Raw genomic sequence first — 19,842 nt, forward strand, 5'->3', positions numbered from 1 at the left:
AGGAGGTCAGCATCGATGGTCGCACCTCTTTCGAATGATCTGCGTGAACGTGTCGTGGCTGCTGTCACGGCGGGAGAGAGCTGTCGCTCGGTGGCCGCGCGGTTCGGCGTCTCGGTGTCGTCTGTCGTGAAGTGGTCGCAGCGGTATCGCCGCAGCGGTTCGGTTGCGCCCGGTCAGATGGGAGGGCATCGCAAGCGCCTTTTGGAACCGCATCGTGCTTTTATAGCCGAGCGGATTGCTCAGACGCCGCAGATCAGCCTGCACGGCCTCAAGGACGAACTGGCGGTGAGAGGCATCATCGTCTCGCATGACGCCGTTTGGCGTTTTCTGCGCCGCGAGGGGCTGCGCTTCAAAAAAAACGATGTTTGCCCTCGAGCAGGCGCGCACTGATATCGCCCGTCGACGCAAGCGCTGGCAGTCATGGCAGACGCGGCTCGACCCTCAAAGGCTCGTGTTCATCGACGAAACCTGGATCAAGACCAACATGGCTCCCCTTTACGGCTGGGGTGTTAAGGGCAAGCGACTGCGAGGCTTTGCCCCGCACGGCCATTGGCGGACATTGACCTTCGTCGGCGCGCTCCGGGCCGATTGTCTCACCGCACCCTGCGTCTTCGACGGCCCGATCAATGGCCAGTGCTTCAGGGCCTATGTCGAACAACAACTCGTCCCGACGCTGCAGCCAGGCGACATCGTCATCATGGACAATCTGGGCAGCCACAAATCCGGGCAGATACGCCAGTTGATCAAGGCCGCCGGTGCAAGGCTCTGGTTTCTGCCGCCCTATTCACCAGACCTCAATCCGATCGAACAGGCCTTCGCCAAGATCAAGCATTGGATGCGAAAAGCACAGATGAGAACCATCGACGACACCTGGCGATATCTTGGCTCACTCGTCCAGACAATCGGCCCAGACGAGTGTGCCAACTATCTTGCCAACGCTGGCTATGCTTCAAACAAAACATGAAACACTCTAAAGCCGCTCCACCTCATGGTGAGGTGCCTTGTTGCCGAAGCGATAGCGTAGGAAACAAGGCCTCGAACCACGAGGTGGCCAAGAGGCCAGCTCACCTTGAAGACGCCGCCAAATCCGGCAGTCGCTAAATCCCACCCTGCCACGTCTTGATCGCCTCGACCGGCCAAACCAGCATCAGCACATTGAGGGTGAGGTTATCGCGGATGAGCCAGCCAGTGAGCAGTTCGAAGAAGATGGCGATGGCGACCGTCACCAGCACCGGCGCGCGCCAGGCGAACAGGAAGCCGACCACCATGAACACCGCATCCATCGACGAGTTGAGGATGCTGTCACCGACGTAATCGAGCGAGATCGTCGCTGAACGGTAGCGGTTGATGATGATGGGGGAGTTTTCCAAGAGCTCCCAGCCAGATTCGATCAGCATGGCAACGAAGAGCCGCATCGACAACGGCTTGCCGCGCATGATCAGATGCGTGAGGCCGAAGAACAGGAAGCCGTGGATGATGTGCGACGGCGTGTACCAATCGGCGATATGCTGCGAATTGCCGCTGGATTTCACCACCGGCTCGAAGAGCTTCACATAGCCGCAGGTACAGATCGGCACGCGGCCCATCATATATTCCGCCACGATTTGCACGAGCAGAACGACGGCACAGGCGATGAACCAGAAGCTCTGCTGCCGGTAGCGGCTTTGGGCGTCGATGGCTTCGCTCATTTCCCGTTTTCCGTAGGTGGCTCGATCGTGTGCTTCATGATCAGCGGCATCTGCGACAGGGTGAAGAGAATGGTGATCGGCATCGTCGCCCAGACCTTGAAGTTCACCCACAGATTGTCCGCCGCCTTGGCGTCGGGCAGGTAATACCAGTTCGAACCGCGCCAGACGACTTCGTTGAGCACGGCCAGAATGAAAAAGAAGACGCCCCAGCGCAGCGTCAGCTTGCGCCAGCCCTCGGCATCCAGCTGGAAGGCAGCATTGAAGACATAGCCGAGCAGCGACTTGCCGAAGGCAAGGCCGCCGAGCAGCGCCACGCCGAACAGGGCGTTGACGATGGTCGGCTTCATCTTGATGAAGGTTTCGTTCTGCAGATAGATGCCGAGCGCGCCGAAGATCAGCACCACGATGCCGGAGACGAAGGGCATTAGTGGCAGATGGCCGAGCATGACTTTCGAGACGACGAGCGAGATCACCGTCGCCGCCATGAACAGGCCGGTGGCCACGAAGAGCGGACCACCGAGCGTCGCCAATTGCGGAAAATGCTGCACCAGCCATTCGCCGCGCAGGTTGCCAAAGAAGAACACCAGCAAGGGCCCGAGTTCCAGCACCAGCTTCAGCATCGGGTGATGCTTGTCGGCGGCACTTGGGGTAAGATCACTGTCGCTGGTCGTCATTGCGGCACTTTTCCTGTCATCGAATTCGTTCTTGTCGTTCATTGGCTGTTTACAGCCCCCGTACCGGCAATGGCATGGGCAAAATCCTCGGCCTCGAACGGCTCGAGATCATCTACACCCTCGCCGACGCCGATGAAATAGACCGGCAGCTTGTGCTTGGCCGAGATGGCGACGAGAATGCCGCCCCGCGCCGTACCGTCGAGCTTGGTCATGATCAACCCGTTGACGCCGGCGACGTTGCGGAAGATCTCCACCTGGTTCAGCGCGTTCTGGCCCGTGGTCGCATCTAGCGTCTGCAGCACAGTATGCGGCGCATCCGGATCGAGCTTGCCGAGCACGCGCACGATCTTCTCAAGCTCGGCCATCAGCTCCGCCTTGTTCTGCAGGCGGCCGGCGGTATCGATGATCAGCACGTCGCTCTTATTGGCCTTGGCCTGCTGGAAGGCATCGAAGGCAAGGCCGGCGGCATCCGCACCGAGCTTGGTGCCGATGAATTCCGATTTCGTGCGATCGGCCCAGATCTTCAATTGCTCGATGGCCGCGGCGCGGAACGTATCGCCGGCGGCGATCATGACCTTCAGCCCGGCGCCCGAAAGCTTGGCCGCCAGCTTGCCGATCGTCGTCGTCTTGCCGGTGCCGTTGACGCCGACGACGAGGATGACATGCGGCTTGTGGCTGAGGTCGAGCTGCAAGGGCTTCGCGACGGGCTTCAGCACCTTGGCGATTTCCTGCGCCATGATGCGGCCGACGTCCTCGCTCGTCACGTCCTTGCCGTATCGCTCCGAGGCCAGTGTATCGGTCACCCGCATCGCCGTCTCGACGCCGAGATCGGCCTGGATCAGCAGATCCTCCAGATCCTGCAGCGTCTGATCGTCAAGTTTGCGCTTGGTGAAGAGCGCCGAGATCTGGCCGGTGAGCTGCGACGAGGTGCGCGCAAGGCCAGCGCGCAGGCGCTGGAACCAGGAGAGTTTCTGCTTCGGGGCTTCGGGAACGGGTGCTGGCGCGGAGGTGGAGAAGCCCTTGGGGAGGTTGGGGGCGGCGGCTGGGATTTCCGTGCTTTTCGACGAAGATTCCGAGCTTGCGGGAGTTTCGTCACCCCCCTCTGTCCTGTCGGACATCTCCCCCACAAGGGGGGAGATCGGTTCGATGGGGTGCTCTTCCGGCGTTAAATCAATTTCGGCGTTTGCGGCCTGTTCCGGAGCACCTGCAACTTCATCGTCGTTATCTGCCTCGACGGTCTCGGGCTCTTTCGCGCCAAGAGCATCTGATTGCACTTCAGCCTCCTGCTCTTGCTCAGCCGGCACGGCATCCTCCAACCGATCTCCCCCCTTGTGGGGGAGATGTCCCGAAGGGACAGAGGGGGGTGACGCAGGCTCGACAAACTCGGAAGCCGGCGAAACATCTACAACAGGTGTCTCAACCCTAGCCAAACTCTCCGCAGGCGCCTGCTCCTCAGCCGGCTTTTCTCGGCCGAAGGTGAAGACTTTTTTGATGAAACCGAGCGCCATGAAGTGTCCGTTGAAGCATTAGGCCGCGTCGGCGGCCAGAAGTTGCATGTCGAGGTGCTTGCCATTGTGGCCGGTGATTGCGACCTGCACAAGGTCGCGCGGGCGAAGGCCGGGGGCGGCGACAAGCGTGAAGTTTTCCGTATGCGCCAGCCCGTTATTCTCGACAAGCAGCCATTGCCGCGTGCCGACCATGTTGTCGAGATGGGTCCGGTGCAATCTTTGTCCGGCCTCGCGCAGGCGGGCGGCGCGTTCCTTGATCAGGCCGCGATCGAGCTGCGGCATGCGGGCGGCCGGCGTGCCGGGGCGCAGACTGTAAGGGAAAACATGCAGATGCGCGATGCCGGCCTCTTCCGCCAGGCCGACGGCATTGGCGAACATCTCTTCCGTCTCCGTGGGAAAGCCGGCGATCATATCGGCGCCGAAGCTCGTCTCGGGGCGGAACCGACGCACATCTTCGATGAAGCTGATAGCGTCAGCGCGCGAGTGCCGCCGCTTCATCCGCTTGAGGATCATGTCGTCGCCATGCTGCAGGGAGAGATGCAGATGCGGCATGAAGCGCGGCTCGTCGGCGATGAGGTCCATCAGATGTCCGTCGGCCTCGATGCTGTCGATCGAGGAAAGCCGCAGCCGGCGGATCTCCGGGATCTGCTTCAGCAGCGTCTTGGCAAGCAGGCCGAGCGTCGGCGTTCCGGCCAAATCGGCGCCATAGCTGGTGGCATCGACGCCGGTGAGCACGATCTCGCGATAGCCGCTTTCCACCAGGTTGCGGGCCTGATCGACGACGGCGCCCATCGGTACCGAGCGCGAATTGCCGCGGCCATAGGGAATGATGCAGAAGGTGCAGCGATGGTCGCAGCCGTTCTGCACCTGGATGAAGGCGCGCACATGGCCATCGATATGGCGGATCATCTGCGGCGCCGTCGCGCGCACGCTCATGATGTCGTTGACGCGCAGCTTCTCTTCCGCCGAAACGCCGAAATCCGGCAAAGAGCGATAGGAAGCGCTTTTCAGCTTTTCCTCGTTGCCGAGGACGGCATCCACCTCAGCCATCTCAGCAAAGGTCTGCTTCTCCGTCTGTGCGGCGCAGCCGGTGACAATGATGCGCGCATGCGGATTGTCCCGGCGCGCGCGGCGGATTGCCTGGCGCGCCTGGCGCACGGCCTCGCTTGTCACGGCGCAGGTATTGACCAGAATGGCGTTGTTGAGCCCGGCTTTCTCTGCCTCGGCCCTCATCACTTCGGATTCATAGGTGTTGAGACGACAACCGAAGGTAATGACCTCGACCCCGCTCACCGCGCCTGAGCCCCCTGCTCTTCATCGCGCGCCCAAAGACCGGTGACCGGGTCGACCGTGCCGGACCATTCCCATTCGGCGGGACCGGTCATGACGACATGATCGTTACTGTCTAGCCACTCGATGGTGAGCTTGCCCGGAGCCGGCGCGGAGGCGACGTCGATCGTCACCTTGCGGCCGGTGCGGCCGGTGCGCGCGGCGCTGACGGCGGCGGCACAGGCAGCCGAACCGCAGGCAAGCGTCAGGCCGGCGCCGCGTTCCCAGGTGCGGGTGCGCAGCGACGAAGGCGAAAGCACCTGCGCCAGCGTGATGTTGGCGCGCTCGGGAAACATCGGATGGTTTTCGAGCAAAGGGCCGAAGCGATCGAGATCGAAGGACATCGGGTCCTTGTCCACCCAGAAGATCGCATGCGGATTGCCCATCGACATCACAGAGGGCGAATGCAGGACGGGATTGTCGATCGGCCCGATCTGCAGCTCGATGCGGCTGGTATCGGCAAATTCCTCGGCAAGCGGGATTTTGTCCCAGGCAAAGACCGGCGTTCCCATATCGACCGAGATCGTGCCGTCTTCATGCTCCCTGGCATTCAGGATGCCGGCGACGGTCTGGAAGGTAAAGACCTTCCTGCCGGTTTCGGCCGCCAGCGCCTGCACGACGCAGCGCGTGCCGTTGCCGCAGGCCTGCGCCTTCGTGCCGTCGCAGTTCAGGATATCGATCCAGGCATCGGTACCCTCAAGCTTCGGATCATGGATCGCCATGATCTGGTCGAACTGGGTCGCCGGATCGGCATTGAGCGCAATCGCCGCCGCCGCCGTCACCACGTCCTTGCGGCCGCGCATATCGATGACCAGGATCTTGTTTCCAAGCCCGTTCATCCTCGCGAATTCGACCGTATTGCTCATGATGCCATGTCCGTCAGTGTTTTCGAGCTGTATATGGCGGAATTGCGGGGGAATTACCAGTGGGACGTGGCTTGCAACGTGGTACGGCGAATCATGCTCAGGCTGAGCGTTAGTCGGATCTACGCAACTCCGTCGCAAAGAGACCGTAATGAGTACCGTGGCCGGCAACTATGATATGGGTACCGGTCGCAAGGCCTTTCCTGAATTCGTCTGACACACCGCACACTTTGTCGAAACCGATCATGAGCCCCTGAAGCTGCAAGGGCGAATAGCAATGCTTTTCATAGTGGTTGTCGGCGCGACCGACCGTATAGGAAAGCTCTGCATGATGCCCAACGACCAAGGCCAGCATCATAGGCCAAGCCATGACCCCCGCCACATAGCCTCCAAAATAACCGAGAACTGGAGCAAACAGAATGCCCAGAACCGGCTTCAACCCCTGTTCATAAGTTCCGTTTTGCAACTGTCTGGTGGCGCCAGCCAACACTAGACAGAACACAAGCAGCGCGGTTCCCGCGCCCACTACGACACCCAACCAACCGATTGATGCTATCCATTTAGTCGACGGAAGGAAGCGGTAGCCTGCGAGCCCCGTGCAAACTATAAAGAGCATTACAATCAGCAGACAAAAAAGCAGCCAGCCCAACGCCGCAAACCTAACGGCTCTCGCTAATACATGACCGCTTTTCCATTCCCCAAATGCGCCCATCAAACAACCACCACCGAAACTGATCTACGAATCATATCGTATACCATCGGTTGTCAGTTCAAGATGTACGCACAGACAGCGATCGATTATTGTGCGGCGTCCCAGCGCTGATTGGAGTCGTCAATATGAGAGTGCCGCCCGCCTATTGCTTCACTCTGTGTTATGGGCATCGCCGTACGCCGACCTAGTTCTGGAAAAATTGGCGCCCCATGTCGGAATGCCAGCCCCCCGCACGTCCTAGGCTCGTCCACTCCGTCAAACCATAGGGATTATGACCATGCCGAATACCATACGCCTGCACCGCGTCCTGGCAACCAGCCCGGAAAAGGTCTATCGCGCATTCATCGAGGCGGATGCGCTTGCCAAGTGGCTGCCGCCAAACGGCTTTGCCTGCACCGTGCATCATTTGGAGCCGAGCGTTGGCGGTACGTTCAGAATGTCCTTCCGCAACTTCACGACGGGCGACAGCCATGCCTTCGGCGGCGATTTCCGCGAGCTTATTCCGGGCGAACTGGTGCGCTACACCGACAAGTTCGACGATCCGAACCTGCCGGGCGAAATGGAAGTGACCGTGACCTTGAAGAAGGTCCTGGTCGGGACCGAGGTGAATATTACCCAGGCAGGCATTCCGGATGTCATCCCGCCAGAGGCTTGCTATCTCGGCTGGCAGGAATCGCTGATCAATCTGGCAAAGCTAGTCGAACCCGAGATTACGCAGTAAGGCTCGGCACGCAACAAGGCTTCCGGACACTCCTTCTCCCCGAGGGGAGAAGGAGTTTTTGGCGCAATACTCAAGCAACCGGCACGTCAAAAACTTCCCCTGCCCGGAGCGGTCGAAACCGATCCGGCTCCATGCCTTCGGCCTTCAGCGCTGCATCCAGCGCCTGGACTGGCGCATCGATGCCCTCGTCCGTCAGCTGGAACGTCGCGAAGTGATGCCCGGCGACATAGGCGGCGTTGCAGAGCTTCATGCCCTTGACCGCTTCTTCCGGATTCTGGTGCTGGCCCTTCATGAACCAGCGCGGCTCGTAGGCGCCGAAGGGCAGGATCGCGAGGCGGAAGCCGCCATGCTTGCGGGCGGCCGCCTCATAATTGATGCCATCGTGAAAGCCGGTGTCGCCGATATGATAGATTTTGCCCGCCGGCGTCGCCAGCACGAATGCGGCCCACAGCGCCATGCGCTGGTCGCCCATCCCTCGCGCCGACCAGTGATGACAAGGCTCGACATCGATGGTCACATCAGCCTTGACGGCGATGCGATCACCCCAATCGACCACAGTGATGTCGGCGTCGGGAACGATGCGGCGGATGATCGTGTCGTTGCCGAGCGGCGTCACGATCTTTGGCCGATGCGCCTGATGCAGGCGCGCAAGCGTGACCAGATCGAGGTGGTCGTAGTGATTATGCGTTACCAGTACGAGGTCGATATGCGGCAGGTCCTCGAAGCGGATGCCGGGCGGCACCACGCGCTTCGGCCCGACGGATCTGAACGGACTGACCCGTTCCGACCAGACCGGATCCGTCAGAATGTTCAGCCCGGCAATCTGCACCAGCATCGACGCATGCCCGACCATGGTCACCCGCATCTGCTCGCCGAACACATGCCGGTCGGGCCTTGCCGGAGGAAAGGCGCTGATGACAGGATTGGGCCAGCGCACCCGGCCGCCGCCGAACTGCCAGCGCAAAAGGTCGAATGCACTGCCCGGCTCGACGCCGCCGGGATTGAAGAAGCGCTGACCGTCGAAATGATCGGAAACCGGACCCTGATAATAAGGATTGCGCTTCTTGTTGGAGCCGGGTGAGCTCGTCATGGCTTTTCCGCTCCTTCAGCACCCGTCGCCTGTCGGGCCGGCAGGCCGATCTTGCTGAGCCACTCCTCGGCCTCACGCGCCGTCAGCGTCTCTTCCAGCACGACGTTCGCCGGCATGGCGAAAAGCTGCGGCGTGAAGAAGCTCGTATCCCAGAGCGCGGCATCTTCGGCCGGAGGCGAAAGCAGGATGACCTGCCGGCCATCGATACGGGCAATCGTCTCGACGGAGGCCTCGCCGGAAATCTCTGTCAGTCCCGGTTGGTCCGGCCGCACGGTCTCATAACGCCACCAAGGTTCGTCATTGCCTTCCTCGGCCACAGTCATGCACCGCGCCATGTCGATAATGAACCTGTTAGGCGCGCGGCCGCCGGTGAGCGTCTCGCCGAATGCCGCCTGGATCAGCGTGAACAGATGAAAGCCGTTGACGATATTCTCATAGCGCAGGCGAAAGCCCTGGCGGCTCGGCAGATGCAGCACCAGCAGGGCGTCGCTTCGGCTCAGGAGCACCTGGCGGACCCAGGCAGCACCCGGCGTATAATCCTGCAGCTCGGCAAGCTGCGCCATCAGCGCCTTGTCGCCGGCTGCGAGCTGGCGCTCCTTCGGCATGGCGGCAAGATGCGAAACCGCCGATTGCCCGAGCAGCTGGAAGGCATCGAGCAGCTGCCTTTGCTTCGGGCTCAGCTCCTTGCGGCCGGCAAAGCCGCGATGGATCTGCGGCAGCCACGCCATGTAGAGTTCCCACACGGCGGCACCGCTGCGGTCCACCGACCCACCCTTTTCGAGGATGGTACCAAGCATGTTGGCAAGCACTGCCGCTCCCGGCGGTGGCAAGCGGCCAAGCTCGCGCGCCGCCCGCGCCACGATCTTCGGCTGCGTCATGGCGCTCGCGTAGAAGGCTTGTGCCGCCGCATTGAATTGCGCGTCGACACGGCCGCCGGCGTAAGCGCGGCAGGCGGCGAGAAGATCGGTCAGGGCTGCATCATTCATTCGGAACTGTCTCGGGAATCACTTGATGGCGAGGATCGATACAACACTTGGAAGGCGATGGTGCAGGCAAAAAGACATTGATATGGCAATATGGCCAGCGTAAATCCGGCATTTCCGCCGCCCTGGGTTGACTTCGCCGGCCTTTTCCTGTTTATCGCCCGCAATCTGCGACGAGCACAAGCCTCCGAGCCACCGACCGGGACCCATAAAGGTATAAAGAGATCCCGGAGGTCAACACCCGACAGCGCGATGCGCCCTCGGGTGCTTTTTGGCTTTGCGTCTTGTTTTCGTCATGGAAAAGCACGACGTTTTCGGGCGAGGAACGCGCAGTTGCGCCAAGTCCAATCCCGAGCGATCGATAAGGAAGAACCGATGTTTGAGAACCTCCAGGACCGTCTTGGTTCCATTCTGAATGGACTGACAGGCCGCGGCGCGCTTTCGGAAGCCGATGTTTCCGCAGCACTTCGCGAGGTTCGCCGCGCGCTTTTGGAAGCCGACGTGGCGCTGGATGTCGTTCGCTCCTTTACCGACCGCGTCCGCGAAAAGGCTGTCGGCGCAGGGATCCTGAAGTCGATCAAGCCCGGCCAGATGGTCGTCAAGATCGTCCATGACGAGCTGATCGAAATGCTCGGCGGCGAAGGCGTGGGCATAGACCTCAACGCGCCGGCCCCGGTCGTCGTCATGATGGTCGGTCTGCAGGGCTCCGGTAAGACCACCACATCAGCCAAGATCGCCAGCCGCCTGACCAGCCGCGACCGCAAGAAGGTCCTGATGGCCTCGCTCGACACGCGCCGCCCGGCAGCACAGGAGCAATTGCGCCAGCTCGGCGTGCAGACGGGCGTCGATACGCTGCCGGTCATATCAGGCCAGTCCCCGACCGATATCGCCGCGCGCGCCGTGCAGGCCGCCAAGCTCGGCGGCCATGACGTCGTCATCCTCGACACCGCCGGCCGTACGCATATCGACGAGCCGCTTATGGTCGAGATGGCGGATATCAAGAAGAAGTCCAACCCGCATGAAATCCTGCTGGTCGCGGATAGCTTGACCGGTCAGGACGCCGTCAACCTCGCCCGCAATTTCGACGAGCGCGTCGGGATCACCGGCCTCGTGCTGACCCGCATGGACGGCGACGGCCGCGGCGGTGCAGCCCTTTCGATGCGCGCCGTCACAGGCAAGCCGATCAAGCTGATCGGTGTCGGCGAAAAGATGGGCGAGCTGGAAGAATTCCATCCCCGCCGTATCGCCGACCGCATCCTCGGCATGGGCGACATCGTCTCGCTGGTCGAAAAGGCGGCTGAGAACATCGACGCCGAAAAGGCGGCCGCCATGGCCGCCAAGATGGCCAAGGGCAAGTTCGATCTGAACGACCTTGCCGACCAGCTCGGCCAGATGCAGAAGATGGGCGGCATGGGCGGCATCATGGGTATGATGCCCGGCATGGGTGGCATGAAGGACAAGATGGCCGCCGCTGGCCTGAACGACAAGCTTTTCGGCCGCCAGATCGCCATCATCTCCTCGATGACCAAGGCAGAGCGCGCCAATCCGGACCTCTTGAAACATTCCCGCAAGAAGCGCATCGCCGCCGGCTCCGGCTCCGACGCCTCCGACATCAACAAGCTTCTGAAGATGCACCGCCAGATGGCGGACATGATGAAGATGATGGGCGGCAAGGGCAAAGGCGGCATGATGAAGCAGCTGATGGGCGGCCTTGCCGGCAAGATGGGCCTCGGCGGCGGTATGGGCGGCATGCCCGACCTGTCGAATATGGACCCCAAGCAGCTCGAAGCCCTGCAGAAGCAGGCCGAAGCCGCAGGCCTCGGCCGTCCCGGCGGCATGCCCGGCCTTGGCGGCGGTGGATTGCCGGGCCTGGGCGGCGCCAAGCTGCCCGGCCTCGGCGGTGGTTTCCCGGGACTTCCCGGTTTGCCGAAGAAGAAGTGAGAAGGATCGTTGACCCCCATGATTGATCCAGACATCAAAGCCCAATTGGGCAACTATCGCCAGTCGATCGACAATATCGATGCCGCACTGGTGCACATGCTGGCCGAACGCTTCCGCTGCACCAAAGAGGTCGGCGTGCTGAAGGCCAAGTACGACCTGCCGCCGGCCGATCCGGCGCGCGAGGAATTTCAGATCGAACGCCTGCGCCGCCTGGCAAAGGACGCAAATCTGGACCCGGATTTCGCCGAGAAGTTCCTGAACTTCGTCATCAAGGAAGTCATCCGGCATCATGAACAGATCGCTGCCGATTTCAAAGGGTAACCCCTGGCCGCATGATCCCGAAAGACGCAGGACGTTTTCGCCAGGGATCACGCAGCAAGAGAAAAGCAGCGCGACGTAACCATACCGCACAACGAAGCGGTCAAGAAAAGCCTAAGGAGAATTAACATGGCACTGAAAATTCGTCTCGCCCGCGGTGGCTCCAAGAAGCGCCCGTACTACCACGTTGTTATCGCCGACGCCCGCTCGCCGCGCGACGGCCGCTTCCTGGAGAAGGTTGGTTCCTGGAACCCGATGCTCGCCAAGGACGATGCCAAGCGCGTTGAACTCGACGCCGACCGCATCAAGCATTGGCTCGACAACGGCGCCCAGCCGACCGACCGCGTTCTGCGCTTCCTCGCCGAAGCCGGCGTTACAACGCGCGACGCCAAGAGCAACCCGGAAAAGGCGAAGCCGGGCAAGAAGGCTCAGGAGCGCGCTGCCGAGAAGGCACAGAAGGCTGCTGACGCCGCCGCTGCTGCTTCTGAATAATCAGTCCTTGTGACTGTCGAAAACGGGCGACATGGCGACATGCTGCCCGTTTTTTATTTCCCATCGGCGGGTGTTCATCCTATGAGAGAACGCAACTACAGCGCCGCCCGTCACATATGACGCGCGAAGGTCGCTGTAGCACTTTAGATCTGCTGCATAATTCCTTAAATCGATCCCGATTTGAGGAATTATGCAGTAATCCCGGTAATCGGCGAAGAGACCATGACGAAACTGCAAAACCCGGTATTGATGGCGACCATCGGCGCGGCACAGGGCCTCAAAGGCGAGGTACGCGCCCGTGCCTATACTTCGGACCCCACAGCGCTTGGCGATTACGGCCACCTGCACAGCATGGACGGCCGCAGCTTCGAGGTTCTGGAAATCCGCGAAGCCAAGAACGTGGTGGTGGTGCGCTTGCGCGGCGTCAACGACCGCGATGCCGCCGAAGCGCTGAATGGCCTGGAGCTCTACATCGAGCGCGACAACCTGCCTGATGATGAACTCGATAACGACGAATTCTTCTACACCGATCTCGAAGGGCTGGAAGCTGTCGACGACAAGGGCACCGGCTACGGCACGGTCAGCGGCATCTATGATTTCGGCGCCGGCGACCTCCTGGAGCTGAAGGGTCCGGGCAAGCGTCCGGTCCTGATCCCCTTCTCAGAAACGGCCGTTCTCGAAATCGATCTCGAAGGCGGCAAGATTCTGATCGATCCAATGGCCGCAGGCCTGATCGACAATCCCGACGATCTCATCGGCAAGCCGCCGAAGCCGGAAAAGCCGGAAGGCAAGACGAAGAAGTAATCCTCATTGGGAAGTGACCGCGCCATGAGTTTCCGGGCGACCATCCTGACGCTTTATCCCGAGATGTTTCCCGGCCATCTCGGCACGTCGCTTGCCGGCAAGGCGATGGAGCGTGGTCAGTGGGCGCTGGACACCGTGCAGATTCGCGATTTCGCCACGGATAGGCACCGCACCGTCGACGACACGCCCGCCGGCGGCGGCGCCGGCATGGTGCTGAAGCCGGACGTGCTTGCCCGCGCCATCGACCATGCCGGCGAAAACGACAGCCGCCCGCGCCTGCTGATGAGCCCGCGCGGCAAGCCGCTGACGCAACAGCGCGTGCGTGAGCTCGCGGCAGGTGACGGCGTCATCATCGTCTGCGGCCGTTTCGAAGGCGTCGACCAGCGTGTCATCGACGGCCGCGGCCTCGAGGAAGTCTCGATCGGCGACTACATCCTCTCCGGCGGCGAGCCAGCGGCGCTGATCCTGCTCGACGCCATCGTCCGCATCCTGCCCGGCGTCATGGGCAACGATCTTTCCGGCCTGCATGAAAGCTTCGAAGGCGGCCTGCTGGAGCATCCGCATTATACGCGCCCGCAGATCTGGGAAGGCCATGAGATCCCCGCCGTGCTCACCTCAGGCAACCACGCGGCAATCGCCAAATGGCAGAAGGAGCAGGCCGAACAGCTGACACGGGAACGCCGGCCGGATCTGTTGGAAAAAAAGGCTGAGAAATAGCTCGTTGGGCAGGCTTCGAAGAAGCCAACGCGTTTTGCTTAGAGATCAGGTCACTAAGTGGATTTCTCCGCCGCAGGCGCGCTATAGCGCCCAGTGCTATCAGGCGGTAGGGAAACAGCGACGAACATGGAAAAGCGAGGAGGCGCTGGAGGATGGCAAAAGACAACGCGACGGAAGCGGAACAGACAGTTCCCGCTTCCCAGCTGATCGATCAGAGAATTCAGGAACTGGCCGACTGGCGCGGCAAGACGCTTGCCCGGGTCCGCGCCCTCATCAAGCAGGCCGAGCCTGAAGTCGTCGAGGAATGGAAGTGGCGCGGCGTTCCCGTATGGTCGCATGCCGGCATCATCTGTACCGGCGAGACCTACAAGAGCGTGGTCAAGCTGACTTTTGCAAAGGGCGCCTCGCTGGATGATCCAGCCGGCCTCTTCAATTCGAGCCTTGAGGGCAATACGAGGCGCGCGATCGACATTCGCGAGAATGAAGAGATAAATGAGGAAGCGCTGAAGACGCTCGTTCGCGCCGCATCTGCCCTGAATGCATCGAGCCGGAAAAAGAAGAAAAGCGGCTGAACGGCGGAAGCCGGTGCCGATAGGCCGAAAATCGCCTCTCGGCGCCGCCCGAGCCGCAACAAACGCCACATAATTCGGCCGCAAGGGGTGACAAAGGCGTGACAATAGGGTATGTGCGCGCCCGGCATGGGAAATTTCCCATCAACCACCAAAGAAAAGCAGACGTATCCGCCCCCGCCGTAACAGGCATATATCCGAGGCGAGACCTTGAAGGTCCGACCAGGGATAGAGATCGTTCAGGGCGCTCTGGCTGTTGAAGCAACAACGAGGTTGATACTATGAACATCATTCAGCAGTTGGAAGCCGAACAGGCTGCCAAGATCGAAGCCAAGCGCACTCTTCCGGAATTCTCCGCTGGCGACACGGTCCGCGTCAACGTGAAGGTCACGGAAGGCAACCGTACCCGCGTTCAGGCCTATGAAGGCGTCTGCATCGCCCGCTCCGGCGGCGGCCTGCAGGAAAACTTCACGGTCCGCAAGATCTCCTACGGCGAAGGCGTCGAGCGCGTATTCCCGGTCTACTCGCCGATGATCGAAAGCGTCGAAATCGTTCGCCGCGGTAAGGTCCGTCGCGCCAAGCTCTACTACCTGCGCGATCTGCGCGGCAAGGCTGCCCGTATCGTCGAGAACACCGGCACCCGCGCCCGCAAGCTCAACGACGCAGAGCGTCAGGCTCTCGCCGAAGAGAAGGCACGCATCGAAGCCGAGAAGGTTGCAGCCGCTCAGGCGCTCGCAGCCGAAAAGGCAGCAGCCGAAGCCGCAGAAGCAAAGGCAGCTGCAGAAGCTGCTGCAGCAGCCGAGCCGGCCGCAGAATAATTTTCGATCCACACGGATCGCAAAGCTTGAAGGCGGCCCTTGGGTCGCCTTTTTGCTGCCTGCCGCAGGCATCGAGCGAAAAGAATATTTCTCAATTCGCTGCTCATTTTAGAGTTGCTTTTCCATTTTTATGATCGCGACCGTGGCAATGGCCTTGCCATCCCCTTCGCAAATATGACACTTTTCCGCCGCGCTCATCGGGGAGATTTCCATGGCATTCCGTCGTTCGTTTCTTCTGGGGCTCAGCGCCCTCCTGCTTGCACCCTTCGCCTCCTTCGCCGCCGATCTTCCGAACCTCAACGGCAAGACCGTCGTCGTCGTCACCGAGAATGCCTATCCGCCGCTGCAGTTCATCGACCCAAAGACGAACAAGGCGATTGGCTGGGAATATGACGCGATGAACGAGATCGCCAAGCGCCTGAATTTCAAGGTCGAATACCAGAACACCAGCTGGGATGCGATGATCCAGGCCGTCTCGGAAGGCCAGTACAACATCGGCATGACCGGCATCACTATCAAGGAAGACCGCAAGCAGAAGGTCGATTTCTCCGACCCCTACATGCGCTCCGAACAGTTCATGCTGGTGCGCGGCGACGAGAAGCGCTTCACGGACGCCAAGAGCTTCGCCGCCTTCAAGGACGGCCTCATCGGCGCGCAGCCGGGCACGACCCCCTTCTATACCGCCGTCTATTCGGTCCTCGACGGCAATGAACAGAATCCGCGCATCAAGACCTTCGAAACCTTCGGCGCCACCGTTCAGGCGCTGAAGACCGGCGACGTCGACATGGTGCTGACCGACGGCACGGCCGGCAAGGGCTATGTCGATGCCTCCAATGGCGGCCTGAAGCTCACCGGCGGCCCGCTCGGCACCGAGGATTTCGGCTTCATTTTCCAGAAGGGCTCCGATCTCGTCGCCCCGATCAATGCCGCGATCGCCAGCCTCAAGGCGGACGGCACGCTCGACGCGCTGAACAAGAAGTGGTTCCTCGACTACAAGATGGGTCAATGAACCCTGCAGATCGACATACAGGAAGCCCGCTCTAATGGCACCAATGGCAGGCCCGGGCGGGCACCACGGCAAGGATGACTTTCCCTGGTGGTTGGTCGCCCTTGCCACACTCGGCGTCGTCGCCTCGATCGCAATCGCGGCAAACGGCCTTTACGCCCAGATCTTCTCCCTTCTGCTCAACGGCATCGGCGTCACGATCTTCGTGACGCTGGTGGCTTTTACGCTTGCCATGCTGCTCGGCCTTGGGCTTGCGCTGCTCGGCCTGTCGGATTTTCTCGTGCTGCGGCAGGTCGCGCGCTTCTATATCGAGATCGTGCGCGGCATCCCGATACTGGTGCTGCTCGCCTACATCGCCTTCGTCGGCACGCCGGCCTTCGTCGCCGTCTACAACGGGGTCATCTCCCCGCTGATTTCCGCCGGCTGGACAAGCCCGCTCATCACCCGCGACGTGCCCTTCATCTGGCGCACGATCATCGCGCTGACGATCGCCTATTCGTCCTTCATCGCCGAGATCTTCCGCGCCGGCATCCAGGCGGTCGACCAGGGCCAGATCGAGGCGGCAAAGGCGCTCGGCCTCAGCCGCTTCCAGCGCTTCCGCCTCGTCGTCTTTCCGCAGGCGATCCGCGTCATCCTGCCGCCGCTCTCCAACGACTTCATCGCCATGGTAAAGGACAGCTCGCTGGTCTCCGTCCTCGGGGTTGCCGATATCAGCCAGCTTGCCAAGCTCTATTATTCGGCCAATTTCCGCTATTTCGAAACGCTGTCGATCCTCGCCTTCATCTACCTGCTGCTGACGATCGGCCTGTCGCTGCTGCTCAGGCAACTCGAAGCCTGGATGCGCCGCCGCTCCGGTGCCGACCGGTCGGCCTTCCGCCGTCTCGGCGCCGGCCAGCCGCCCGACGTGCAGGTGTAGCGACTGCGGCCAGACGCCAGCCCCCAACATGCCCTATCGTTGCCATTGCCGAGACTTCGGAAAATTGATATGAGCATGGCCATGAATAAGATCATGAGCAAGGACGGACGATACGTCACGGCTTTCGTGCTGCAGGACCACAAGCGCCTGCCGGCACGCTTCTTTGCGATGATTTCGGGCGCGCTCAACAGCCGACTTCGCTGATCACACCCGAGGCCGGCGGTCCTGATCCGTCCATTCCCCTTTTCGATAATGCCAATATGGATCTGTAGCCATGAGCGCTCCACGCACACTGTACGACAAAATCTGGGATGACCATCTGGTCGACGCCCAGGACGACGGCACCTGTCTTCTCTATATCGATCGCCACCTCGTTCATGAGGTGACGTCGCCGCAGGCCTTCGAAGGCCTGCGCATGACCGGCCGCAAGGTTCACGCCCCGCAGAAGACGCTGGCTGTCGTCGACCACAACGTTCCGACCTCGGCCGATCGCCATCTCGGCATCAAGAACGAGGAAAGCCGCATCCAGGTCGAGCAGCTCGCCAAGAATGCCGCCGAATTCGGCGTGGAATATTACTCCGAAAACGACAAGCGCCAGGGCATCGTCCACATCATCGGCCCCGAGCAGGGCTTCACCCTGCCCGGCATGACCATCGTCTGCGGTGACAGCCATACCTCGACGCATGGCGCCTTCGGCTCGCTGGCCCACGGCATCGGCACCTCCGAGGTCGAGCATGTGCTCGCCACGCAGACGCTGATCCAGAAGAAGGCCAAGAACATGCTGGTGCAGGTCGACGGCCAGCTGCCGCCGGGTGTCACCGCCAAGGACATCATCCTTGCCATCATCGGCGAAATCGGCACCGCAGGCGGCACCGGCTACGTCATCGAATATGCCGGCGAAGCCATCCGCGCACTGTCGATGGAAGGCCGCATGACCATCTGCAACATGTCGATCGAAGGCGGCGCCCGCGCCGGCCTGATCGCGCCGGATGAGATCACCTTCGAATATATCAAGGGCAAGCCGCGCGCGCCGAAGGGCGAAGCGCTGGAGCAGGCGATCGCCTACTGGAAGACGCTGACGTCGGACGAAGGCGCGCATTACGACCGCATCGTCACGCTCGACGCCGCCGCTCTGCCGCCGATCGTCTCCTGGGGTTCCTCGCCGGAAGACGTCATCTCCATCCAGGGCATCGTTCCCAACCCGGACGAAATCCAGGATGAGACCAAGCGTACATCCAAGTGGCGCGCGCTGGACTATATGGGCCTGAAGCCGGGCACGCCGATGACCGAGATCAACGTCGATCGCGTCTTCATCGGCTCCTGCACCAACGGCCGTATCGAAGACCTGCGCGCCGTCGCCAAGGTCGTGGAAGGCAAAACGGTGGCCTCCACGGTTGATGCCATGATCGTTCCGGGCTCCGGCCTAGTGAAGGAACAGGCGGAAGCCGAAGGCCTCGACAAGATCTTCAAGGCTGCCGGTTTCGACTGGCGCGAGCCTGGCTGTTCCATGTGCCTCGCCATGAACGACGACCGCCTGAAGCCGGGCGAGCGCTGCGCTTCGACCTCGAACCGCAACTTTGAAGGCCGCCAGGGCTTCAAGGGCCGCACGCATCTGGTCTCGCCCGCCATGGCCGCCGCCGCCGCGATCGCCGGTCACTTCGTCGATATCCGCGAGTGGAACTGATCCTCTCAAAGGCATGAATGACAAGGGGCGGCTTGAAAGCCGCCCTTTTCTTTTGTCGAAAATGAATGTGACCGCTCGCTCTATCGCTTCGATACGACGGGCTGGCTGCCGAGCGCGGCATTTCCTTGCCGCGGAGCCTGCTGCGCCCGCTGGCTGAGCCAGACGCTACCGAGCACGACGACGATGCCGAACATCTGCATCGGGCTCAGCTGCTGGCCGAGCACCACCCAACCGAGTATCACGGCAGTCATCGGGCTGAGAAAGCCGAGCGGCGAGACCACCGAGGGCTCCAGCCGCGACAGGCCCCGGAACCAGAGAATAGAGGTGAGCGCCGCGCCAATCAGCCCGAGATAGGTGAAGCCGAGAAGGTTTGCGCTGCTCAACGCGGGAAGTGGCGGCTCAAGCGTCAAAGCGGCGGGCAGCAGCAGCAAGCCGCCCGCCGTCAACTGCCATGCCGTAAAGGTCAGCGGCGAGACGTCTGGCCTCCAGCGGCGGCTGAGCACGACGCCGGCCGCCATGGAAACGGCGCCGCCGATACCGGCCATGATGCCGATGGGGTCGAGCGCTGCTGCCGGCGTCAGAATGAGGAGCGCGACGCCGGCAATGCCGGCAACCGCCGCAACGATCGAAAGACTGCGGATCGGCGATCCCAGCAGCAACCGCGCCAGCACGATGACGATCAGCGGCTGAACGGCGCCGACGGTCGCCGCCACGCCACCGGGCAGCCGGTAGGCCGAAATGAACAGCAGCCACCAGAAGACGGAGAAATTCAGCGCGCCGAGAACCAGCGACTTCAGCCACCAGACCCCGTGCGGCAGCCGCCGTACGATGGCGAGCAGCAGCAGCCCGGCAGGCAGGGCACGCAGCATGGCGACCGTGAGGGGATAGCCGGCCGGCAGCAATTGTGTCGTCACCAGATAGGTGCTGCCCCAGATCGCCGGCGCGATGGCTGTCAGCAACAGGTCGAAATTACGGTTCATGGCCTCGGTCTCAATATTTATCTTGACCT

22 protein-coding genes are annotated in these 19,842 nt (G+C 61.6%); 13 read left to right on the plus strand and 9 right to left on the minus strand.

Annotated features, from left to right (window positions below; translation table 11 throughout):
* Positions 1-15 precede the first annotated feature (15 nt).
* A protein-coding gene (locus tag CCGE531_RS17955; RefSeq protein WP_120662593.1) for an IS630 family transposase occupies positions 16-964 on the plus strand; the annotation gives its coding sequence in 2 pieces (ribosomal slippage) (positions 16-351 and positions 353-964; 948 coding nt in all).
* Positions 965-1,097: 133 nt separating this feature from the next.
* On the opposite strand, the gene CCGE531_RS17960 is transcribed toward CCGE531_RS17955, so the two are convergent.
* The 6 genes from CCGE531_RS17960 to CCGE531_RS17985 all read right to left on the minus strand — a co-directional run bounded on the left by CCGE531_RS17960 (position 1,098) and on the right by CCGE531_RS17985 (position 6,774).
* Positions 1,098-1,688, minus strand: coding sequence for a DUF2585 domain-containing protein (locus CCGE531_RS17960; RefSeq protein WP_120665771.1), 591 nt, complete (start codon positions 1,686-1,688; stop codon positions 1,098-1,100).
* Positions 1,685-2,404: a septation protein A gene (locus CCGE531_RS17965; protein WP_120665774.1), complete on the minus strand. Its 720-nt coding sequence runs from the start codon at positions 2,402-2,404 to the stop codon at positions 1,685-1,687. Before CCGE531_RS17965 ends, CCGE531_RS17960 begins: the two co-directional genes overlap by 4 nt.
* Positions 2,401-3,870: a signal recognition particle-docking protein FtsY gene (ftsY, locus tag CCGE531_RS17970; RefSeq protein WP_120665776.1), complete on the minus strand. Its 1,470-nt coding sequence runs from the start codon at positions 3,868-3,870 to the stop codon at positions 2,401-2,403. The genes CCGE531_RS17965 and ftsY overlap by 4 nt, the downstream gene beginning before the upstream one ends.
* An 18-nt stretch (positions 3,871-3,888) precedes the next feature.
* Positions 3,889-5,163, minus strand: a complete 1,275-nt coding sequence (gene mtaB, locus CCGE531_RS17975; protein WP_120665779.1) for a tRNA (N(6)-L-threonylcarbamoyladenosine(37)-C(2))-methylthiotransferase MtaB — start codon at positions 5,161-5,163, stop codon at positions 3,889-3,891.
* The gene (gene dapF / locus CCGE531_RS17980) at positions 5,160-6,065 is read right to left on the minus strand and encodes a diaminopimelate epimerase (protein ID WP_120665782.1); all 906 of its coding nucleotides are present in this window, start codon (positions 6,063-6,065) and stop codon (positions 5,160-5,162) included. The genes mtaB and dapF overlap by 4 nt, the downstream gene beginning before the upstream one ends.
* A gap of 109 nt (positions 6,066-6,174) precedes the next feature.
* A complete protein-coding gene (locus CCGE531_RS17985) occupies positions 6,175-6,774 on the minus strand; it encodes a hypothetical protein (protein ID WP_120665784.1) in 600 nt (199 codons plus the stop codon).
* A 277-nt stretch (positions 6,775-7,051) separates the two neighbouring features.
* Here CCGE531_RS17985 and CCGE531_RS17990 point away from each other — a divergent pair, with 277 nt between their 5' ends.
* On the plus strand, positions 7,052-7,495 hold the full coding sequence (locus tag CCGE531_RS17990; protein ID WP_162943925.1) for an SRPBCC family protein: 444 nt from the start codon (positions 7,052-7,054) through the stop codon (positions 7,493-7,495).
* A gap of 70 nt (positions 7,496-7,565) precedes the next feature.
* Here CCGE531_RS17990 and CCGE531_RS17995 read toward each other — a convergent pair whose 3' ends face one another.
* A complete protein-coding gene (locus tag CCGE531_RS17995; protein WP_120665790.1) occupies positions 7,566-8,585 on the minus strand; it encodes an MBL fold metallo-hydrolase in 1,020 nt (339 codons plus the stop codon).
* Positions 8,582-9,571, minus strand: a complete 990-nt coding sequence (locus tag CCGE531_RS18000) for a hypothetical protein (protein WP_120665793.1) — start codon at positions 9,569-9,571, stop codon at positions 8,582-8,584. Before CCGE531_RS18000 ends, CCGE531_RS17995 begins: the two co-directional genes overlap by 4 nt.
* A gap of 372 nt (positions 9,572-9,943) precedes the next feature.
* Between CCGE531_RS18000 and ffh the strand changes: the two genes are divergently transcribed.
* The 11 genes from ffh to leuC all read left to right on the plus strand — a co-directional run bounded on the left by ffh (position 9,944) and on the right by leuC (position 18,833).
* Complete coding sequence (gene ffh / locus CCGE531_RS18005; RefSeq protein WP_120665796.1) at positions 9,944-11,509, plus strand: signal recognition particle protein; 1,566 nt, start codon at positions 9,944-9,946, stop codon at positions 11,507-11,509.
* 18 nt (positions 11,510-11,527) lie between these two features.
* On the plus strand, positions 11,528-11,830 hold the full coding sequence (locus CCGE531_RS18010) for a chorismate mutase (RefSeq protein WP_015341476.1): 303 nt from the start codon (positions 11,528-11,530) through the stop codon (positions 11,828-11,830).
* A 126-nt stretch (positions 11,831-11,956) separates the two neighbouring features.
* Positions 11,957-12,319 carry a 30S ribosomal protein S16 gene (rpsP, locus tag CCGE531_RS18015; RefSeq protein WP_120665798.1) on the plus strand — a complete coding sequence of 121 codons (363 nt, stop codon included), beginning with the start codon at positions 11,957-11,959 and terminating at the stop codon, positions 12,317-12,319.
* Between the two features lie 222 nt (positions 12,320-12,541).
* Positions 12,542-13,123, plus strand: a complete 582-nt coding sequence (gene rimM / locus CCGE531_RS18020; protein ID WP_120665801.1) for a ribosome maturation factor RimM — start codon at positions 12,542-12,544, stop codon at positions 13,121-13,123.
* Between the two features lie 24 nt (positions 13,124-13,147).
* Positions 13,148-13,840 (plus strand): tRNA (guanosine(37)-N1)-methyltransferase TrmD, encoded by a 693-nt coding sequence (gene trmD / locus CCGE531_RS18025; RefSeq protein ID WP_120665804.1) that lies wholly within the window; start codon positions 13,148-13,150, stop codon positions 13,838-13,840.
* A 152-nt stretch (positions 13,841-13,992) separates the two neighbouring features.
* Entirely contained in the window at positions 13,993-14,412 is a 420-nt protein-coding gene (locus CCGE531_RS18030) for a DUF1801 domain-containing protein (protein WP_120665806.1), read from the plus strand.
* A gap of 278 nt (positions 14,413-14,690) precedes the next feature.
* Entirely contained in the window at positions 14,691-15,227 is a 537-nt protein-coding gene (gene rplS, locus CCGE531_RS18035) for a 50S ribosomal protein L19 (RefSeq protein WP_120665809.1), read from the plus strand.
* A gap of 211 nt (positions 15,228-15,438) precedes the next feature.
* A complete protein-coding gene (locus CCGE531_RS18040; RefSeq protein WP_120665812.1) occupies positions 15,439-16,236 on the plus strand; it encodes a transporter substrate-binding domain-containing protein in 798 nt (265 codons plus the stop codon).
* A 34-nt stretch (positions 16,237-16,270) separates the two neighbouring features.
* Positions 16,271-17,149, plus strand: a complete 879-nt coding sequence (locus CCGE531_RS18045; RefSeq protein ID WP_120665815.1) for an amino acid ABC transporter permease — start codon at positions 16,271-16,273, stop codon at positions 17,147-17,149.
* An 81-nt stretch (positions 17,150-17,230) separates the two neighbouring features.
* Entirely contained in the window at positions 17,231-17,353 is a 123-nt protein-coding gene (locus CCGE531_RS35205) for a hypothetical protein (protein WP_281024458.1), read from the plus strand.
* A 70-nt stretch (positions 17,354-17,423) separates the two neighbouring features.
* A complete protein-coding gene (leuC, locus tag CCGE531_RS18050) occupies positions 17,424-18,833 on the plus strand; it encodes a 3-isopropylmalate dehydratase large subunit (RefSeq protein ID WP_120665818.1) in 1,410 nt (469 codons plus the stop codon).
* 80 nt (positions 18,834-18,913) lie between these two features.
* Here leuC and CCGE531_RS18055 read toward each other — a convergent pair whose 3' ends face one another.
* On the minus strand, positions 18,914-19,813 hold the full coding sequence (locus CCGE531_RS18055; protein ID WP_120665821.1) for an EamA family transporter: 900 nt from the start codon (positions 19,811-19,813) through the stop codon (positions 18,914-18,916).
* Between the last annotated feature and the right edge of the window lie 29 nt (positions 19,814-19,842).

Source organism: Rhizobium sp. CCGE531 (genome assembly GCF_003627795.1).
In the GTDB taxonomy this organism is placed as follows: domain Bacteria; phylum Pseudomonadota; class Alphaproteobacteria; order Rhizobiales; family Rhizobiaceae; genus Rhizobium.

Excerpts from the sequence above, each read along its gene's own strand:
- CCGE531_RS17960 (WP_120665771.1), bottom strand. The coding sequence starts at position 1,688 with ATGAGCGAAGCCATCGACGCCCAAAGCCGCTACCGGCAGCAGAGCTTC.
- CCGE531_RS17965 (WP_120665774.1), bottom strand. The coding sequence starts at position 2,404 with ATGAACGACAAGAACGAATTCGATGACAGGAAAAGTGCCGCAATGACG.
- ftsY (WP_120665776.1), bottom strand. The coding sequence starts at position 3,870 with ATGGCGCTCGGTTTCATCAAAAAAGTCTTCACCTTCGGCCGAGAAAAG.
- dapF (WP_120665782.1), bottom strand. The coding sequence starts at position 6,065 with ATGAGCAATACGGTCGAATTCGCGAGGATGAACGGGCTTGGAAACAAG.
- CCGE531_RS17985 (WP_120665784.1), bottom strand. The coding sequence starts at position 6,774 with ATGGGCGCATTTGGGGAATGGAAAAGCGGTCATGTATTAGCGAGAGCC.
- CCGE531_RS17990 (WP_162943925.1), top strand. The coding sequence starts at position 7,052 with ATGCCGAATACCATACGCCTGCACCGCGTCCTGGCAACCAGCCCGGAA.
- CCGE531_RS17995 (WP_120665790.1), bottom strand. The coding sequence starts at position 8,585 with ATGACGAGCTCACCCGGCTCCAACAAGAAGCGCAATCCTTATTATCAG.
- CCGE531_RS18000 (WP_120665793.1), bottom strand. The coding sequence starts at position 9,571 with ATGAATGATGCAGCCCTGACCGATCTTCTCGCCGCCTGCCGCGCTTAC.
- ffh (WP_120665796.1), top strand. The coding sequence starts at position 9,944 with ATGTTTGAGAACCTCCAGGACCGTCTTGGTTCCATTCTGAATGGACTG.
- CCGE531_RS18010 (WP_015341476.1), top strand. The coding sequence starts at position 11,528 with ATGATTGATCCAGACATCAAAGCCCAATTGGGCAACTATCGCCAGTCG.
- rpsP (WP_120665798.1), top strand. The coding sequence starts at position 11,957 with ATGGCACTGAAAATTCGTCTCGCCCGCGGTGGCTCCAAGAAGCGCCCG.
- rimM (WP_120665801.1), top strand. The coding sequence starts at position 12,542 with ATGACGAAACTGCAAAACCCGGTATTGATGGCGACCATCGGCGCGGCA.
- trmD (WP_120665804.1), top strand. The coding sequence starts at position 13,148 with ATGAGTTTCCGGGCGACCATCCTGACGCTTTATCCCGAGATGTTTCCC.
- CCGE531_RS18030 (WP_120665806.1), top strand. The coding sequence starts at position 13,993 with ATGGCAAAAGACAACGCGACGGAAGCGGAACAGACAGTTCCCGCTTCC.
- rplS (WP_120665809.1), top strand. The coding sequence starts at position 14,691 with ATGAACATCATTCAGCAGTTGGAAGCCGAACAGGCTGCCAAGATCGAA.
- CCGE531_RS18040 (WP_120665812.1), top strand. The coding sequence starts at position 15,439 with ATGGCATTCCGTCGTTCGTTTCTTCTGGGGCTCAGCGCCCTCCTGCTT.
- CCGE531_RS18045 (WP_120665815.1), top strand. The coding sequence starts at position 16,271 with ATGGCACCAATGGCAGGCCCGGGCGGGCACCACGGCAAGGATGACTTT.
- CCGE531_RS35205 (WP_281024458.1), top strand. The coding sequence starts at position 17,231 with ATGAATAAGATCATGAGCAAGGACGGACGATACGTCACGGCTTTCGTG.
- leuC (WP_120665818.1), top strand. The coding sequence starts at position 17,424 with ATGAGCGCTCCACGCACACTGTACGACAAAATCTGGGATGACCATCTG.
- CCGE531_RS18055 (WP_120665821.1), bottom strand. The coding sequence starts at position 19,813 with ATGAACCGTAATTTCGACCTGTTGCTGACAGCCATCGCGCCGGCGATC.